Annotated in this window: 18 protein-coding genes; 5 read left to right on the top strand and 13 right to left on the bottom strand. The window is 66.3% G+C overall.

The window, feature by feature from the left end; genetic code table 11:
* Positions 1-72 precede the first annotated feature (72 nt).
* Positions 73-969, bottom strand: coding sequence for a DUF7261 family protein (locus LT970_RS04730; protein ID WP_232688314.1), 897 nt, complete (start codon positions 967-969; stop codon positions 73-75).
* A gap of 125 nt (positions 970-1,094) precedes the next feature.
* Between LT970_RS04730 and LT970_RS04725 the strand changes: the two genes are divergently transcribed.
* Complete coding sequence (locus tag LT970_RS04725; RefSeq protein ID WP_232688313.1) at positions 1,095-2,030, top strand: ketopantoate reductase family protein; 936 nt, start codon at positions 1,095-1,097, stop codon at positions 2,028-2,030.
* Here LT970_RS04725 and LT970_RS04720 read toward each other — a convergent pair whose 3' ends face one another.
* The 3 genes from LT970_RS04720 to LT970_RS04710 all read right to left on the bottom strand — a co-directional run bounded on the left by LT970_RS04720 (position 2,031) and on the right by LT970_RS04710 (position 4,275).
* Positions 2,031-2,699 carry a DUF6663 family protein gene (locus LT970_RS04720; protein ID WP_232688312.1) on the bottom strand — a complete coding sequence of 223 codons (669 nt, stop codon included), beginning with the start codon at positions 2,697-2,699 and terminating at the stop codon, positions 2,031-2,033.
* Positions 2,700-2,930: 231 nt separating this feature from the next.
* Entirely contained in the window at positions 2,931-3,197 is a 267-nt protein-coding gene (locus tag LT970_RS04715; protein WP_232688311.1) for a hypothetical protein, read from the bottom strand.
* Between the two features lie 148 nt (positions 3,198-3,345).
* Complete coding sequence (locus tag LT970_RS04710) at positions 3,346-4,275, bottom strand: winged helix-turn-helix domain-containing protein (protein WP_232688310.1); 930 nt, start codon at positions 4,273-4,275, stop codon at positions 3,346-3,348.
* Between the two features lie 171 nt (positions 4,276-4,446).
* Here LT970_RS04710 and LT970_RS04705 point away from each other — a divergent pair, with 171 nt between their 5' ends.
* Entirely contained in the window at positions 4,447-5,553 is a 1,107-nt protein-coding gene (locus tag LT970_RS04705) for a M24 family metallopeptidase (protein ID WP_232688309.1), read from the top strand.
* Between the two features lie 258 nt (positions 5,554-5,811).
* Complete coding sequence (locus LT970_RS04700) at positions 5,812-6,480, top strand: phosphoglycolate phosphatase (RefSeq protein ID WP_232688308.1); 669 nt, start codon at positions 5,812-5,814, stop codon at positions 6,478-6,480.
* A 35-nt stretch (positions 6,481-6,515) separates the two neighbouring features.
* On the opposite strand, the gene LT970_RS04695 is transcribed toward LT970_RS04700, so the two are convergent.
* The 9 genes from LT970_RS04695 to LT970_RS04655 form a co-directional block, all read right to left on the bottom strand.
* A complete protein-coding gene (locus LT970_RS04695) occupies positions 6,516-6,836 on the bottom strand; it encodes a hypothetical protein (protein WP_232688307.1) in 321 nt (106 codons plus the stop codon).
* A 43-nt stretch (positions 6,837-6,879) separates the two neighbouring features.
* Positions 6,880-8,361: a lipopolysaccharide biosynthesis protein gene (locus LT970_RS04690; RefSeq protein WP_232688306.1), complete on the bottom strand. Its 1,482-nt coding sequence runs from the start codon at positions 8,359-8,361 to the stop codon at positions 6,880-6,882.
* Between the two features lie 293 nt (positions 8,362-8,654).
* Positions 8,655-9,572: a diacylglycerol/lipid kinase family protein gene (locus tag LT970_RS04685; RefSeq protein ID WP_232688305.1), complete on the bottom strand. Its 918-nt coding sequence runs from the start codon at positions 9,570-9,572 to the stop codon at positions 8,655-8,657.
* Between the two features lie 75 nt (positions 9,573-9,647).
* The gene (locus LT970_RS04680; RefSeq protein ID WP_232688304.1) at positions 9,648-10,310 is read right to left on the bottom strand and encodes a DUF4396 domain-containing protein; all 663 of its coding nucleotides are present in this window, start codon (positions 10,308-10,310) and stop codon (positions 9,648-9,650) included.
* A gap of 79 nt (positions 10,311-10,389) precedes the next feature.
* Positions 10,390-11,040: a DUF7546 family protein gene (locus LT970_RS04675; RefSeq protein WP_232688303.1), complete on the bottom strand. Its 651-nt coding sequence runs from the start codon at positions 11,038-11,040 to the stop codon at positions 10,390-10,392.
* A 6-nt stretch (positions 11,041-11,046) separates the two neighbouring features.
* Positions 11,047-11,868 carry a cytochrome c oxidase subunit 3 gene (locus LT970_RS04670; protein WP_232688302.1) on the bottom strand — a complete coding sequence of 274 codons (822 nt, stop codon included), beginning with the start codon at positions 11,866-11,868 and terminating at the stop codon, positions 11,047-11,049.
* Complete coding sequence (gene coxB, locus LT970_RS04665) at positions 11,858-12,841, bottom strand: cytochrome c oxidase subunit II (RefSeq protein WP_232688301.1); 984 nt, start codon at positions 12,839-12,841, stop codon at positions 11,858-11,860. The genes LT970_RS04670 and coxB overlap by 11 nt, the downstream gene beginning before the upstream one ends.
* The gene (locus tag LT970_RS04660; protein WP_232688300.1) at positions 12,838-14,691 is read right to left on the bottom strand and encodes a cytochrome c oxidase subunit I; all 1,854 of its coding nucleotides are present in this window, start codon (positions 14,689-14,691) and stop codon (positions 12,838-12,840) included. Before LT970_RS04660 ends, coxB begins: the two co-directional genes overlap by 4 nt.
* Positions 14,688-15,392, bottom strand: a complete 705-nt coding sequence (locus tag LT970_RS04655; protein ID WP_232688299.1) for a plastocyanin/azurin family copper-binding protein — start codon at positions 15,390-15,392, stop codon at positions 14,688-14,690. Before LT970_RS04655 ends, LT970_RS04660 begins: the two co-directional genes overlap by 4 nt.
* Before the next feature lie 393 nt (positions 15,393-15,785).
* Here LT970_RS04655 and LT970_RS04650 point away from each other — a divergent pair, with 393 nt between their 5' ends.
* Positions 15,786-16,097 (top strand): hypothetical protein, encoded by a 312-nt coding sequence (locus tag LT970_RS04650; RefSeq protein WP_232688298.1) that lies wholly within the window; start codon positions 15,786-15,788, stop codon positions 16,095-16,097.
* A complete protein-coding gene (locus LT970_RS04645) occupies positions 16,094-16,486 on the top strand; it encodes a hypothetical protein (protein ID WP_232688297.1) in 393 nt (130 codons plus the stop codon). The genes LT970_RS04650 and LT970_RS04645 overlap by 4 nt, the downstream gene beginning before the upstream one ends.
* The last annotated feature ends 143 nt before the right edge of the window (positions 16,487-16,629 follow it).

Raw genomic sequence — 16,629 nt, 5'->3', positions numbered from 1 at the left:
GTCGACTGCCGCGGTTAAGGGTGCTGGAACCGGTCGATTCCACGCGTGGCGACCGACCGAAGACGGCCGATTCTACCCGTCGAGCGCGTACGTCTCGTTCCCCGGCGGGTCGCTGGGCGCGACCGACACGTTCGACTCGTAGGTGAGTGCGTCCGTCCGCACGGAGATGTCGACGTACGCGCGATAGATAGCTGGCGTCGCCGTTGGCGCGTCCGTCGTCAGGTCGCTCACTTGCTCGTCGACGAACAGGACGTACTTCCCGGTCGTCTCGCCGTCGCCCGTGACCGAAATCGTGTACGGCGCGTCCACGCCCCCAGCGAACGTCCAGTTGGCGACGCGCGTACCGTTCACGAGTCCCTCCGTCAGGTCGACCTCGACTGTGTTCGACTTCGTCGTGTTCTGCGCGACGACATCCCCGTTCTGGCTCACGACCACGTCCGTCCATGACGGGTTCTCCGTACTGTTCGAGACAGTAACGCTCCACAAGTCGTCGTCGCCCGCAACCTCGACAGTCACGCCCGTCGCCGACTCCGGCGTGACGAACAACTGGAAGCGCCGCGTCTCGCTCACGTCCACGGCGAGGTCCCCGGTAGCCAGTTTGCCGGTGCTCGGGCGCGCGAGTCGCGTTCCGTTCTCGACGCCCGCGAGCGACCCATTCCGGAGGCTCCCGCGGGCCGCCGAGAGCAACGTGGCGTTGTCACTCCACTGCGGTATCGACGCGTTGAGTTCGGCCTGAAGCGAGACGTAGGTGGCGCTCTCGTTGTCGTTCACTTCCGAAACTATCCCACCGACGCCCTGCTCGACGGCGCCCTCGAACGCCAGCGCTTCGTCCGTCCGGTCGTGGTTCCGCGTGGCGAGGTTCTCCGTGAACACGACGGTGTTCAACACGAGCGCGAGCGCGACGAACGCGACGGCGAGACCGAACCCCGCGACGAGGATGAGCTGGCCGCGCCCGTCTCGTGAGTCCATGTTTTCGGGCGTCGTAGCCCCACGGTAAAAGAATTGTCGCGCTCAGAAAACACGAACCGCCTGCATCGATCCGGGCCGGCGCCTCGACCCGCACGGCTTTACCGGGGCCGTTCGTACGGCAGACCATGCGCGTGGTGGTGCTGGGCGCCGGGTCGCTCGGGTCGCTCGTCGGCGGACTCCTCGCGATGACGGATGCGGACGTGACGATACTCGGCCGCGAAAGCGAGCACGTCGAGGCCGTTCGGGAGCGCGGTCTTCGAGTCGTCCATCCGGACGGGACCGACTCCACAGTCGACGTCCCCGTCGCGACGGACGCCGCGGCCGCGGCGGACGCCGACCTGCTCGTCGTCTGCGTGAAGAGTTACGACACCGACGAGGCGGTCTCCGGGGTCGCGAGCCACCTCGACGAGACGGACGTGCTGACGCTCCAGAACGGACTCGGGAACGCCGAGACCATCGCCGCCGCCGTCCCCGAGGAGCGCGTGATTGCGGGGACGACGACCCACGGCGCGGTCATCGAGTCGCCCGGCGTCGTGCGACACGCGGGTCGCGGTGACACGACCATCGGCCGGTGCTTCGCTGTGAACGACGACCGGGTCCAGGCCACTGCGACGCTGCTCTCCGACGCCGGGCTCTCGGCCACCGTCACGGACGACCCGAAGGCGGCAGTCTGGGAGAAGGTGCTCGTGAACGCGGGAATCAACGCTGCGACAGCGCTCGCGCGCGTCCCGAACGGCGCGCTCGTAGAGTCCGAACCGGGCGAAGGACTACTCGAACGAGCGGTCTGGGAGGGAGTTCGGGTCGCGCGAGCCGAGGGCGTCGACGTTCCGGAGGACTGCGTCGAGCGCACGCGCGAGGTGGCCGAGCGCACCGCGACGAATCACTCCTCGATGCGGCAGGACGTGGAAGCCGGAAAGCAGACCGAGATCGAGGCGCTGAACGGCGCTCTCGCCCGCCGCGCCGACGACCACGGCGTCGACGCGCCTGTGAACGAGACGCTGGCCGACCTCGTCCGGTTGACCGAACGGCCCTCCGAGAGCGACGACCAGCTACACGACTGACTACGCGTCCGACGGGCGCGGGCAGTCGTAGGTGTCGCGCACGGTGTCCGCGAGAACAGAATCCCGGTGGAGGACGAGGTAGACGACGACGAAGTCGTGCTCGACGGGCCGCATCACGAACACTTCGTGGGCGCAGTCCTCGTACTCGTCGAGGCGGTCGACGAGCGGTTCTAGCGGGAGCGAGCCGGTGCGAATCTCCTCGAAGACGTCGCGCTCACCCGCCTGCTCGGCGAACGCGTAGACGGCGCCGTTGGGTTCGTCGTCCGTGCTGAACGTCGGGCGGCCGTGGACGCCGACGCCCTCCTGGTGGGCTTGTTCCATGACGTCGAGGGCTGCCTCGAACATGCCGGAGGCAGCCCCGACGTACGTGAACAACGTCCGTTTCTGAATCTCACACGCCTCGAATCGAGCGTCGCCGTCGCTCCAAGAGAGCGTCGCGGTCACGAGATAGCCCGGGGAGAGCGCGTCGACCGACTCCGCGAGCGCGCCGTCGTACCCGCCGCCGTCGACGCGTACGGGCTCCTGGTCTGCGCGGTCGAGCAACAGCAGGTCACCGTCGAACTCGCTTCGCTCGCTCGACGAGCTCCCAGTCACTTCACTCCCGGGAACCCCCTCGCGCCCCGGTGCCTTTCCGAGCACGCGAAACGCCCCCTCCGTGGTGGTCTCCATGAGAGTGAGTTGGAATCGAGCGGACAAAAGGCCGTCCGTATCGCTCGGCTCGTCGGTGGCCGTGCCTCTGAAAGCCGGCGTGGTTGGTTCGCACTCCGCGCGGTTAACAGCGAGTGAGACGGCATCCGACGCCGGTATTACCACTGAGTTCGACAACGAGGTGGCAGGGGCGGATTTCCGGGTGACGCGAATGCGTCGTCGGTCCAGAGTGGAGCCCAGGACCGATGACGCTCAGAGGCGACCTGCAAGTTCGGCGCCGGCGCGGGCGACGCCGAAGGCGAGTGCCACACCGAACGCGACTGCCGCGGGCACGCCGAGCAAGACGAACGCGAGCGTCGGGCTGGCGAGACTGAACAGGATCAGCCCCAGTACCGCGAGTGCTGGTAAGAGCGCAGCGAGCGTCTCGGCGACGGAGACGAGGTTCGCGCGCGCTGCCGCGGTGGCCGTCGTTTGTTCCCGTGACCGTGCACCGAGTCGGCTGCGAGTGTTGGTTGGCATCTCTGTCCTCGTCTGTACGGACATACCCCACCCAGATAGTTGATTCCTGAATTACATTTCTGTCCGGCTCCGGACTGAAATCCAATTCTGTCGACATCTAGACAACAGTGTGGGCTCGAGATGCCGAGACCCCGAGAGAAACGTCGAGTCAGTCCGCCGCCATCCGCGCGTCGTCGCTACTCGCGTTGGCACAGCGGCGCTCGGTGCTCACGACCTGCAGATCGCCGTCGAGAGTCACGTCCATCGCCTCGCCATCGAGTACGATGGTGACGGCCACGCGGACCGGGTCCGCCTCGTACTCCGTGGTCTCGTCGGTGACACACCAGCGAAGCGTCCAGTGCGCCCGCTCGTTGAGGTCGACGTCGTGCTCCGCGTGGAACGCCACGACGCGAGAATCGTCCAACAGGGAGAGACCGACGGGCGACGAAATGGTGTGACGGCACTGCTCGCACGTGTGGTCGACGCGCACCTCCAACCCCAGCGCGTCCTCGTCGTCCGGGACGACGTCGGTGCTCATCCGACCGCCACACTCCGGACAGACACCGTCCGCGGCGAGACAGTGGAGGTGGCGCACGCGCTGGTCGAACGCCGACTCCACTTCGGTCGTGGTGCGGTCGCGCAGTCCACCCGGCGGGAAGCCGTACCGCCCGAACGTCTCCCCGCAGTCAGTGCAGTGGACGCCGAGTCGCTCGTCCGCGTATCGGCCCTCCAGTGACCCGCCACACGAGAAGCACGCGCCCTCGACCGGGAAGTCGAGCGCTACCTGGTCCGTGAACGTCCCCGCGAGAATCGCCCTGACGACCTTCTCGCCGGCGTACCGGAACTCGTACCCCTCGTCTGTGCGGCGCACGAACTGGTCCGTGAGCTTCGAGAGGTGGTAGTTGAACTGCGCGCTGTCCCGCATCTCGACGCGCTTGCGCAGGTCCGAGAAGGACACGGGGTGCTCGGGCGCGCGCCACAACTCCTGGAGGATTGTGATGCGCGTCTCGTTGCCGAGCAGCGCGAACGCCTCCGCCGGCGGCAACCCGTCCTCGGGGAGTCCGTCGGCGCCGTCGAACGCCTGGTTCGAACCGCTCATACGAGCAGGTAGAACGAACGCAGGGATAAGTGTTCACGCAAACACGTTTTTGTACTCGATCTGTTACTTCTGGCACTCGGTCGTGCGTTCGACGAACGAGAACGGTGCGGAGACGTGACAGTCGCCGACGCGTCGCAGGGAGTTAAGGGAATCCACAGAGTCCACCCGGATATGACCGTCTTCGAGGAGCGAACGCGTCGCTGCCAGGCGCTGCTCCGCGACCGAGACGCGGCTGGCGCCGTGTTGTTCCCGAGTCCGAACTGCTACTACCTCACCGGATTCCAGGAGACGCCGAGCGAACGCCACCTCCTGTTGTTCGTCCCAGCCGACGGTAATCCGGCGTTCGTCGCGCCTGAGATGTACGACGAGCAGTTGCGGGAAGCGTCCTGGGTGTCCGACGTTCGGCTGTGGGCCGACGGCGACGACCCGGTCGAACTGGTCCGCGAGGTGGGGTCGGACCTCGGCGTGGCGTCGGGAGAGCTGTTGCTCGACCCGACGATGTGGGCGCAGTTCACTCAGGACCTCCGTGACGCCTTCCCGGATGCAGGGTGGGGTCTCGCAGACGAGGTGATCGGCCCGCTCCGGGTGCGGAAGGACGACACCGAGCTGGCCGCGCTGCGTCGCGCTGCGGACGCCGCGGACGCCGCAGTCCGGGACGTCAGGGCGCTCGGAGAGGACGCTATCGGCATGACGGAGACGGAACTCGCCGACCACGTCGAGGACCGACTCGAAGCCAACGGCGGAACCGGAACGTCCTTCGAGACCATCGTCGGGAGCGGACCGAACGGCGCGAAGCCACACCACCACCGGACCGACCGCGAGATACAGCGTGGAGAGCCGGTGGTGCTGGACTTCGGGACGCGCGTCGACGAGTACCCGAGCGACCAGACGCGAACGGTCGTGTTCGCGGGCGACCCACCCGAGGAGTACGAGGCGGTCCACGAAACCGTCCGAGAAGCACAGCAGGCAGCCGTCGACACAGTCGAACCAGGCGTCGCCGCCGAGGACGTGGACGCCGCTGCGCGCGACGTCATCGAACGCGCGGGCTACGGGGAGCAGTTCACTCACCGCACCGGCCACGGCGTCGGACTCGACGTCCACGAGGAACCGTACGTCGTCGAGGGCAACGAGCGGGAACTGGAACCAGGGATGGTGTTCTCCGTGGAGCCCGGCGTCTACCTGTCCGGGGAGTTCGGCGTGCGAATCGAGGACCTCGTCATCGTCACCGAGGACGGCTGCGAGCGCCTGAACGACACCGACCGCGGGTGGCAGGCATAACGCTGCGGGAGTTCGGCGTCACTACTCAGGCAGGAGTTTGACGTCGTTGGCGGGATAGAAGACGGTGTCGCTCCGGCGACATTCGTCGCTCCGAGAGCAGGGGCGTGCAGGCGGCGAACCTCGTTCCAGTGCGCTGTGCCGCCGTTCCGAATCCGGGCGCACTGGACGGGTTTCAGGTCACGGTTCGGGGTGGTCCTGCTCTGGTACTTGAACGTTCGGCGTCGCAGGCCATTTATCGGGGCCGGGGCTACTCGGGGTATGGTTCCACCGCTCGCCGTCGACATCGACGGCACACTGAGTCGCCCGGACGGGTCCATCGATTCCAGAGTCATGGACGTGCTCCGGGAGTGGGACGCGCCGGTGGTGATTGCGACCGGGAAGGCGCTCCCGTATCCGGTGGCGCTCTGCCGGTTCGTCGGCATCGAGACGCGCGTCATCGCGGAGAACGGCGGCGTCGCGTTCGCGAACGACGATATCTTCTACTTCGGCAGTCGCGAGGTTGCGGACGACGTGACCCGGGAGTTCGAGGCCGCAGGCCACGAGCTCGGCTGGGGCGACGCCGACCTCGTGAACCGGTGGCGGGAGACCGAGGTCGCGGTGAACCGGAACCAGCCACTCGACGCGCTCACCGAACTCGCCGCGGAACACGGCCAGGAGGTCGTCGACACCGGGTACGCGTACCACGTCAAGGCCCCGGAGATGAGCAAGGGCGCGGCGCTGCGAACCGTCGCTGCGGAACTGGACCTCGACCCGGAGGCGTTCACCGCGGTGGGGGACTCGGAGAACGACGTGGAGTTGTTCGGCGTCGCGGGCGAGTCGTTCGCGGTGGCGAACGCGGACGACGCGGCGCGGGCGGCCGCCAACGAGGTCGTGGCGGAGTCCTACGCGGATGGCTTTCTGGCGGCCGTCGAGCGCATCAGCGAGTGATCACCGACAGCGAGAAGCAGGGCTTCCGAGTGTGGCTACGACACGAGCGACCGGAGCCACGCGACCACGCCGCCGCCGGTCCGGCGTTCCTGTTCGAAGGCGTCGTGGAGTTCGTCGAGTAGGTCGCGCCGCGAGTCGAACCGGACGCGTCCCGTTCGGTCGAGGACGGTCGAGAGCGCGATGTCGTGGGCGTTCGGACCGCACGCAACGTCCGGGTCGTCGAGCGCGGTAGACACGTCCTCCGGCGTCGCGGGATACGAGATGTCTGCGGCCGAGAGGTAGTCGTCGACGGCCGCGATGCCGAACACGGCCGGCTCACGCGGTTCGTCGTCGGACTGCGGTGGGCGCGCCGCCATGGACGCGGGTTGTGGCTGTTCGCCCAAAAATCCCCGCATCGAATCAGACGTCCCCGCTGCGAACTGAGGTGGCGCTGCCGAGGAACCGAGCGACGTCACGGACCGTTCGGATCGACCCGTTCCGGAAGTGCTCGCTCGTCAGCGCGAAGAGGCCGTAGTGAACGGCCGCGCCGACCGCGAGCACGAACCCGAGCGTCGACGCGTTCGCCACGTCGAAAGTGTTGCTCGCGGCCCAGACGAACGCGCCGGCGACCGCCGCCGCGCCGAACTGGAGGTGGAGCGTGTTCGGGACGACGAACCGGTCGAACGCGTGGTACGCGGCTATCTCGGAGAACACGACACCGCCCAGTTCCATCGCGACGAGCACGAGAACGACGCTCGCCAGACCGCCTCCGGCGGCAGCGAGGGCGACCGCGGGGGCGCCGACAAGGAGCGTCGCGACGGTGACGTAGAACACGTACTGGGGTTCGTCGACGCCGCGGATCGCCGCCGATATCGGCGTCATCATCCCGGAGAGGACGTGGATCGCGGCGACGCCGACGAGCACCAGGCCGCCGGTGGCGTACTCCGGGCCCGCGATGACTGTGAGCAACTCGGTGGTGACGGGCGCCATCAGGAACACGACGGGGATGGCGACGCTGGGCGTGTAGTCGAGGGCGAGTTCGACGTAATGCATCACCTCTTCGTCCGCGGAGCCGATGGCGCTCGCCTTCACCAACAGCGGGTCGTTGATGCAGGTCGCGAGGTACGCGCCGACCATCGTCACGCGCTTTGCCGTCTCGTACAGCGCGACCGCCGCGCCGCCGAGGAGCACGCCCATCAGCAGCGGCGGGGCTTGCTCCCAGAGGTAGCTCGCGACGCCGTTCGGGAAACTCCACTTCCCGAACTCGAACCCGCTCGTGAGCGAGTCCCGCGAGGGGACGCGCGGGACCACGCCGACGACGAGGTAGATGACGAGCGCGGTCAGGAGGTGGATGCCGGCCGCCGTGAACAGCACCGACTGCGGCGTGGCGACGCCCTGCCAGACGAGCCCGGCGACGCCGCCGAGGAACACGGTCTCGCGGACCGACTGCACGATCATAGACGCCCCGGGGCTCCCGACGGCGTCGTAGAGCCGCGTCGACATCGCGGACTGCGTGAGAACGGCCGTGTAGACGCCGAAGGCGACCACCGTTGCGTGGGAGAGCGGTGTGTACGTTACGATCACGGGAGCGGCGAGCGCGAGCGCGCCGGCGAAGCCGAGCAGATAGAAGAGGGTGCCGGCCTGCGCGAGGCCGAAGAACTCGCCCGTGTCGGAGTCGCTCTCGCTCGCGCGCTTCCGCATGATGTTGCTTAGCTCCCGAGAGGGGATGATCGCTATCAGCGCCGCCGACAGCACGTAGAAGTAAGCGCCCAGGCCCGAGGGGTTCAGGGCTCGCGTGAGAAGCCCCAGAGTGCTCAGGTGGACGACGACGAGGACCACGTTCGACGCGGCCGAGAGCAGCGATTCGCGTCTGATGTTCAGTTCTGCCGTGCTTGCAGCCATCGAGTAGGACGGCGTTACCACCTGAAACATTTAGTTACTCTGGATGGAGCGCCCAATTTATCAGAATATTACAGAAAGGTTTTGCGTCGCAGTACCCTGATTTCCCCATCTCTAATCGTTCCCAAATAGGTTCATCTGGGCACCAGATGTGAGCCATTCCAGTTGGTCGGACGCCGGGGTCAGTAACGCAGTCGTACTGACGACGGTCTGGTCGGTGGTTCCCGAGACGCCCGGTTCTCGCTTCGCTTACCGGACGGTAACTGCGGATTACAGGGTCTCGTAGCCGCCATCTATCACTCGGTCGGAGTCTGCTCGTAGTTGTCGCCCACGCAGACGGTGACCGCACGCGGCCGGTTGTACAACACGAGTCGGTCGTGCGCGCTGAGTTCGCCGTCGATGCTGAAGTCGATCGGTTCGTCGTGGAGTCCGTCAATTTCCAACTGACTCGCCTGGACGTGAACGACGTGCTCGGTGTCCTGTCCGAACAGTCGCTGCGCGACGGCTTCGGTGACGATGTTGGTCGCGGGCATCTGCTCGATGAGCACTACGTCGAAGAGACCGTCCTCGACGTTCGCCTGCCCGCCCTCGTTCACGAACCGGCGGACGTTCCCGACGAGCGCACACAGTACGTCGCCCGACCACGTCGTCTCCTCGCCGTTCGACACCGCGGTGAGTTCGATGTAGAGGCCGTCGAACCCCGCGGCCGCCTCGACGCCCGCGATGACGAACGCGATCGCTCCGAATCGCTCCTTTCGTTCGTCGGAGGTCGCCACGCTCGCGTCGGCGGGAAGCCCCGCGATACAGGACATCACGAACGGTTCGTCGCCCGCGAATCCGACGTCGAGATTTCGTCGGCGCCCGTTCTCTGCGACGTCGAACCCGCCCTCGATGGTCTCGACGCCGACGTTCGTCGCGAAGAGGTTCTGGGTCCCCGCCGGAATCACGGCGAGTGGCACGGCTCCGAGCGCGTCAGCGTCCGCGAGCCCCTGGAGGACCTCGTGGAGCGTCCCGTCGCCGCCGGCGACTGCGAGCAGTTCAGCGTCGTTCGCAACCGCTTGCTCCGCAATGTCGGCGGCGTGACCGGCTGCCTCGGTCTCCTCGACGCGGTACTCGCGCTCTGCGGCGAGTTCGCGCACCTGCTCGACGTGGTCGGCGGTGCCGCTCGTCGGGTTCACGACGAGCCAACGCCCGCTCTCGGGGCTGTCGTCCATGGAGTCAGTTGGACGCGGAGCTACTACAATCACGCTGCCGACCCAGAGGGTCGTCGAGTCGGTCGCTGGCTTCCGTCATCCCATCTCCGCGGGATTCATCATCCCTTCCTTGACGCCGAACTCGATGAGGAGGACGTTCACGGGGTACGCGGCGACGAGACCTAGCGTGAGCGAGAACACGAGCGCGGTCCAGAACAGCACGTCGCTCATCGCCGCCTCACCGGCCAACCAGATGTCCGTGCCGATGGCGACGACTTCCATCACGGTGATGCTCGCGGTCTCCGAGTAGAAGGCGTCCTTCACTGCTTCACCGAAGGGAACGCCGTCCTCCATCAGCGGGCCGACGGTCAGGGCGTAGCCGAGAATGTACGCGAACGTGAACGTCACCACGGCTACCCAGAGCGTCTCGAGCGCGAGCAGGCCGACGGCGATGACGACGCCGGTCACCTCGCCGGAGCCACACCCCGAGTAGCAATGAGAGACGGAACGGAACCCCTTCCGCCAGAGCGAATCGTGTGCGATCTGCGTGCGCCCCGACCACCAGTAGCCCGCGAGTCCGAGCGGGCCCGAGTACAGCACCGTGAACCCCCAGACGAACTTCATCAGGCGGCCCAGTTCCTCGTTGTTCTTCCACAGGTCCCAGACGAGAATACTCAGCGAGATAGCTACGAGCACGCCCCAGATGGTGAGGTACGTCGGGTTCGTGAGGAAACTCTGTAACGTCGACTGGATGCTCATGTCGGACGCAGACGGGTTCGCGTCGTATCTGCGTTTGGGCCTCGACAGTCGGACCGTGGGCGCGCCCCACGCGAGAGGTTCACTGCCGGTCGAGCGCTCGCACGAGGAGTGCCACGGTGAGCACGAAGACCACCGTCGTGAGGTCGTACGACCAGTTGTAGAGGACCGCGCCGACGGCGGACCCGCCAGCGATGAACGGCGCGACGAGCGTCCACGCGCAACCGACACAGGAGACCAGTCCGAGCGTGCCGGAGACCGCGGCCCGCGTCGCGTCGAGGATCGTGGCGTACAGCAGGTACGAGAGCGCGGCGTACCCGATGACCTGGAAGGGGACGACGTAGAGGCGTATCCATGCGTTCTGGTAGGCGACCATCGGCCCCCATCCGGGCGCCGCGGAGACGACGCGGAGGCCGGTCATCGACGCGTGGCCGTGCCCGAGGAATCCCGCGACGTACAACAGGACGGCGAAGTACGTCGTTCCGACGAACGCCGCCAGTACGCGAGTGCGTAGAGGTCCCGACCGGGGAGCGACGCGTAACACCGCCCACGCGGCCACGTTCATCCAGACGAACGGGTAGACGAGGTACCGGACGGACGTGATGTCGGTCCCGGAGAGGCTGGCGTACGCGGCCAGCGTCAGGGCCTGCACGGCGAACACCGCGAACCACCTGGTGTCGATCTCCGAGACGAGTTCGGCAGGCGACGCGCCACGGGAGTGTGTCCGACTCATGGGTGTTCAGAAGTAGATGAAGACCATGATGAGCAGCCAGATGGCGTCCACGAAGTGCCAGTAGTACGACGCGGTCTTCACGAAGAGGTGTCTGTTCTCGTCGAAGTGGCCGCGGAGCCACGCCCGCGCGCCGACGACGCCGAGCAGCACGAGGCCGAGGACGACGTGCGCCCCGTGGGTCCCGGTGACGAGGTAGAACGTCGACCCGTACGCGCCGGCCCACGGCGTCAGCCCCTCGCTGACCATCTGGCTGTACTCGTAGGCCTGCCCGGCGAGGAACAGCAGCCCCAGGATGATGGTGGCCGCCAGCCCGTAGTTGAACGTCTGCCTGTTCCCGCGCTCGAGGCCGCGCCGCGCGATGTATAGCGTGACCCCACTGGAGATGAGAATGGCGGTCAAGCCGAGCGCGTACACGAAGTCCAGGTGCGGAAGGCCCCGGGGCGGCCACGGGCCGTGGTCCGCCTCGAGGTAGAAGTACGAGAGGAAGAGGCCGGCGAACAACAGCCCCTCGGTCACGATGAACAGCCAGGTCGCAATCGTCCCGCTCTCCATCCCGAGGAGCTGGCGCTTTTGTTCGGGAATCACGTCGTCCTCGTAGTCGCCGACCGCGTACTCGAGTGTCCAGCCACCGACGCCCCACAGCGTGACAGGGGCGCCGACGAGAACCGTGAACAGCGGCGACGGCCACGCGAGACCGAAGCCGAGGAGCGTGAGGCCGAGCGTGACCACCAGGGGGTACTTGCTCTCGTGGGGGAACCCCTCGGTCTTCTCGCCGACGGTGACCTCTTCGGGCACCTCGGAGTACACTTCGTCGTCCTCACCGAGCACGCGCGCTCACCCCGCTGGCCGTGGCGCGACGAACCACGTCGAGTTCCGAACGAATGACTGTGTCGGGACCCGGACGGGCAGCTGTGCCGAGCTCCGAACGGGCGACCGTGTCGGCGTCCGGGCGGGCGATGCTCGCGTTACCGGTCGTCGTGTTCGCGGTCGTGGTGTTTCGGGTCACGTTGATGCTCTCGAACGGGTTGGTACCGCCGTGCTCGACGACCCACTCGGCGTACTCCTCGCGGGGCATCACGACGAGCGTCGGCGTCATCTTCGAGTGGCCGGCGCCACAGAGTTCCGCGCAGTTGATCTGGTAGCGGCCCGTCTCCTTGGCGACGAACCAGTAGTCGTTCGTCTGGCCGGGGACGGCGTCCTTCTTCACGCCGAAGGCCTGGATGGCGAAGCTGTGGATGACGTCCTTCGACGTGATCTCTAAGTGTATCGTGGTGTTCGCCGGGACGCGGATGACGCGGCGCATCGCGAACCCGAGGAAGTTCGGGTTGACCGGCTTGACCATCCACGTCCACTGGACGCCGACGACCTTGTAGGTGAGTGACCCCGCGGTGTTCAGTTGGTTCCCCTGGGAACTCGTGGGAGCGGGGCCGCTGTCGACTGTCATCAGGGTGGTCGCTCCGACGGTGGCTGTCACGAGCAGGACGCCGATGACGATTGCTAGCCACGCGACGAACGACCGCTGGCGCCACTTCACCGGCATCCGCTCGGGCGCACGCACGAAGCTATCGGAGTACCGGATTGCGGCGTAGATGAACGCCAGAAGCGTCCCGCCGCCGAGGACGATGACGAGCGAGAACATCGCGACGTCGAGTCGGTGGATGAACGCGATCGGGAGGTTCCCCGACACCGGAAGAGTGTGGAGGATGCTCGTTCCGAACTCCCAGACCAGACCGATGGGGCCGACGAGCAACACGAGCGCCATCACTGCGGTTTCGAGTCGGCTCTGCCCGTCGTCAGTCATCGGCCGTCACCCCCGTCTACAGCGCCACCGTCCTGCTCCGCGTTGTCCGGCTCTACATTGTCGTCCGACTCCACGCCTCCGTCCGACTCCACGTCGTCGTTCGTCACGCCGTCGTTCGTCACGCCGTCGCTGCGGCCGTCGGCGTCGCGGTGGTCGCTCTGTTCGACGAACTGGCCGCCGTCGGACGTGGCGCGGTCGTCGTCACCCGGTCCGCCTGCGGTGCCGTCCGCCTGTCCGCCGGGGGACGTGGCCTCCGGGTTGACGACGTTGCCGGGCGTCGGTGGCTCGTACGGGAACCCGTCCCACTCCGGCGAGGGCATGTCCTGACCCGCGAACAGGTCATCCCACGGATTCTCCACCCGGTCGCCGTTGTAGAGGCTCCACAGCAGGTTTCCGGCGAACACGAGCTGGGCCGCGCCGAGGATGAACGCGGCGGCGGTGCCCAGTATCTGGAGGTTCTGGAGCGACGGCATGTACGTGTACGTCGCGTACCGCCGGATCATCCCGAGTTCCCCGAGTTTCCCCATGATGAAGAAGAGGCTCGTCGCGAACACGAACGTGAACGCGAAGTGGACCTTGCCGAGGAACTCGTTGTACATCCGTCCGGTCATCCGCGGGTACCAGTAGTAGAGCCCGGCGAACAGGCCGAGGATGCTCGAGAAGAGCGTGAAGTGGAAGTGCCCGACGACGAACCAGGTGTCGTGCATCACGATGTTGTTCGGCACGATGCCGAGCAGGATGCCGTCGAGGCCGGAGATGATGAGCATCATGAAAAAGCCCATCGCGAACAGCATCGGCGTCTTCAGGCGGATGCGGCCGCGCCACATCGTCGCCGCCACCGAGAAGATGATGACGGCGAAGCCGACGACGATGCCGAGTGACGTGAACATGAACGCGAAGCGTCCGCCGCCGGTCCCGATGGTGAACATGTGGTGGAGCCAGACCAGGTTCGAGAGGAACGTGATCCAGAGGATTCCCCCGAGGACGAGATTCCGGCCCCAGAGCGGGCGACCGGTGAACCGCGGAAGCATCATCAACACCGCTGTGAACCCCGGGAGCAGGACGAGGTACACCTCGGGGTGTCCGAACAGCCAGAACAACTGGGCGTACAGCGTCGGTGAACCGCCCAGCGCGGGGTTGAAGAACGCAAGGCCGTGGGCCATCTCGAGGTACGCGAGTCCCATCGCCGCGGTGAGCCACGGGAGTCCGTAGAGCGCCAGCAGGCCGGTGACGAAGATGCCCCAGACGAACAGCGGCATGTCGAGGAGGTCGAGGCTCGGGCGGCGCTCGTTCAGTAGCGTCACGATGAAGTTGATGAACGTTCCCGTCGAGCCGATCGTCAGCATGATGATTGCGAGTGGCCACGTACGCGCGCCGACCGTCGTGAGCGTCGTCGACATCGGCGCGTAGCCGAACCACCCGCCGTAGAACGGGAGTCCGGTGAGGCTGAGGCCGTACGTGGTGACCGGCCACCACAGGAGGATACCGCCACCCCACACGATCCACGCGCCGAGCGCGTTCAGCCGTGGGTACGCCATCTCGTCGGCGCCGACCAGCAGGGGGAGCATGAAGTTCCCGAACGCGCCGCCGAGCACCTGCAACACGAGGAATATCATCGTCAGGCCGTGGAGCGTGACGAGCGCGTTGTACTCGTTCATGCTGAAGAAGTTCGTCGGCGGCATCACCAGCTCAGCCCGGAACAGCATCGCGGCGAACCCGGCGAGGAAGAAGAAGAAAAGCCCCGCCCACAGGTAGATGACGCCGATCCGCTTGTGGTTGGTCGTGTACGCCCACTTCCGCCACCCGGATGGCTCGTGTTCGGTCGCGATAGGATTGCTGGTTTCTGTCACGACGAACCCCCTTCCTGCTGTCGGTTGGACTGGCCTGTCTCCTGTTTCCGGTTAGACTGGTCTATCTCCTGCTGTTGTTCGGACTGACCTGTCGTTTCGTACTGCTTCTCGACCATGCCTCTGAGTTCGGGTATCTTCTGTGTCATCTCGGGCGAGAGCGGAGAGTCGGAACGGATCGGTTCGGTCATGCCGGGACTCCACCCAGGGTCGTCCGGGCCGACGTCGCCGACGACGATGATGCCCGCCATGCCGAAGTTCTTGTGCGGCATGCAGTAGTACACGTAGACGCCGGGCGTCTCGAACGTGTGCTGGTACGGGTCCTTCTTGGCCGCGAACGGCCCCGAATTCCACCCCTTCGCGTCGGTGGGAATCAACCGCGGGTCACTGCTCGTCCCACCGAACGCCGTCGAGGAGTGCAGAACGCTCTCGTTGCCGGCGTGCGTCCACGTGACAGTCGTTCCCTGTTCGACGAACCCGACCATCGGTCGGAACATGAAGGGAATTCCCTGGTTCCCGGCTTCCCCGCCGTTGTCCGGCGCGTACATGTACACCGTCAGTTCCGACTGGAGGTCGTCAGGGCCGCCGACGAGCTTGCTCGAAGGCATGTTGAGCGCGACCGGTTGCGTGCAACCGGCGACAGTCGCAGCGGCGGTGACGCCAGCGACGTTCTTCAGGAACGACCGCCTGACCAGTTCGACCATCTCATCGCGTCACCTCCTCTCCGCTACAGAACATCACGGTAGTAGCCAATGGGATTGATCTGGTTAAGAGTGGTGGGCAACGGCACCGGCCCTGTGAGCGCTGTTACTGGGAGGAGACGGGCTCGGTACAGACTGGCACGTAGACGTGACGAGTCGGGTGCTGTTCTTCGACGCCGTTACCCACGGCCGGGCAACGGCCAGCGGACGGGTGCGGTCACGAGATAAGACGGTGGCGTCACGCGATAAGGCGCGATAAGATATATCCAGCGTGCGGACGACAGTCAGTACGAACGTGCGGGCTACCGGCGAAGGATAACAACGGAACGTAGACGGTACTGCTAGACGCGACTGAACAACCGTTCGTCGCAACCGACGACACCACTCGACCGATCGATGACACCACTTCCACTGCACGCTGGAACGACGGGAAGCGCGCTCCCGCTGGCTGGACTGCTCGTGCTGGGAACCCTCACGGTGGCGGTAGCTGTCTGGCTGTCGGCCCGGTTCGAGTTGAGTCGTGCCACAGACGCCCTCGAGGACCGGCGGAGCACGGTTCTCGTCTCGGCGCTCGCCGTCGCGATGGCGCTCAAGATAGCGCTCGTCGGCGTCGGGTTCTTCGTCACGGGTTACGTCACGCCGGCCATCCTGCTCCTCGGCGTCGTCGGCGGCGCCGTCATCTGGGGGGTCGTCGTTCCACAAATGTGACCGCCGCGACCGGACGCGCCCGCGACCCAGTCGTCGACTCCCAGTGGTGGTACTGGGTCGCGCTGACGCCGCTGTACGCGGGGTCGGTACTGGTTTTCGCGCTCGGCATCGCGTCGGTGGTCCTGCTCGGCGAGACGGCCGACTACGCGATGTTCCTCCCGGCAGCGCTCGCGCTCACACTGCTCGGTTTCGTCTTCGGGGTGGCGTTCCCCGTCGCCCTCTACCGGGACGCGGACGCCGTGGGCGACGCGGCCCCGGACTGGCAACCGAACGGTCGCCGGTACGCGCTCGCCGCCGTCGTCGCCGTGGTCGGAAGTTGCTTCCTCGGCACGGTTCCGCTGGCCGCGTACTACCTGTACCGGCGCCACACCTGCCTCGGCGTCCCATGAACCCTCCCGTCCCGACGCGACTGTGGTAACTCCTGACATTCTAGGTGTATCAGGCCCCTTCGTCGCATTTATAATTATAGTTCATTAACTTTATCTGGGTCCTCGTGGTTTCCTCGACTGCGATGGTACGGTAACCACCGATT

The organism is Halobacterium zhouii, from assembly GCF_021249405.1.
Classification (GTDB): domain Archaea; phylum Halobacteriota; class Halobacteria; order Halobacteriales; family Halobacteriaceae; genus Halobacterium; species Halobacterium zhouii.
Note: the sequence above shows the minus strand (reverse complement) of the source record. Positions and strands in the feature narration are given on the sequence as shown.

Coding starts and splice junctions, on each gene's coding strand:
- LT970_RS04675 (WP_232688303.1), bottom strand. CDS start 11,040: ATGAGTCGGACACACTCCCGTGGCGCGTCGCCTGCCGAACTCGTCTCG.
- LT970_RS04690 (WP_232688306.1), bottom strand. CDS start 8,361: ATGGCTGCAAGCACGGCAGAACTGAACATCAGACGCGAATCGCTGCTC.
- LT970_RS04715 (WP_232688311.1), bottom strand. CDS start 3,197: ATGCCAACCAACACTCGCAGCCGACTCGGTGCACGGTCACGGGAACAA.
- LT970_RS04655 (WP_232688299.1), bottom strand. CDS start 15,392: ATGGTCGAACTGGTCAGGCGGTCGTTCCTGAAGAACGTCGCTGGCGTC.
- LT970_RS04725 (WP_232688313.1), top strand. CDS start 1,095: ATGCGCGTGGTGGTGCTGGGCGCCGGGTCGCTCGGGTCGCTCGTCGGC.
- LT970_RS04685 (WP_232688305.1), bottom strand. CDS start 9,572: ATGGACGACAGCCCCGAGAGCGGGCGTTGGCTCGTCGTGAACCCGACG.
- LT970_RS04730 (WP_232688314.1), bottom strand. CDS start 969: ATGGACTCACGAGACGGGCGCGGCCAGCTCATCCTCGTCGCGGGGTTC.
- LT970_RS04720 (WP_232688312.1), bottom strand. CDS start 2,699: ATGGAGACCACCACGGAGGGGGCGTTTCGCGTGCTCGGAAAGGCACCG.
- LT970_RS04695 (WP_232688307.1), bottom strand. CDS start 6,836: ATGGCGGCGCGCCCACCGCAGTCCGACGACGAACCGCGTGAGCCGGCC.
- coxB (WP_232688301.1), bottom strand. CDS start 12,841: ATGACTGACGACGGGCAGAGCCGACTCGAAACCGCAGTGATGGCGCTC.
- LT970_RS04700 (WP_232688308.1), top strand. CDS start 5,812: ATGGTTCCACCGCTCGCCGTCGACATCGACGGCACACTGAGTCGCCCG.
- LT970_RS04710 (WP_232688310.1), bottom strand. CDS start 4,275: ATGAGCGGTTCGAACCAGGCGTTCGACGGCGCCGACGGACTCCCCGAG.
- LT970_RS04705 (WP_232688309.1), top strand. CDS start 4,447: ATGACCGTCTTCGAGGAGCGAACGCGTCGCTGCCAGGCGCTGCTCCGC.
- LT970_RS04650 (WP_232688298.1), top strand. CDS start 15,786: ATGACACCACTTCCACTGCACGCTGGAACGACGGGAAGCGCGCTCCCG.
- LT970_RS04680 (WP_232688304.1), bottom strand. CDS start 10,310: ATGAGCATCCAGTCGACGTTACAGAGTTTCCTCACGAACCCGACGTAC.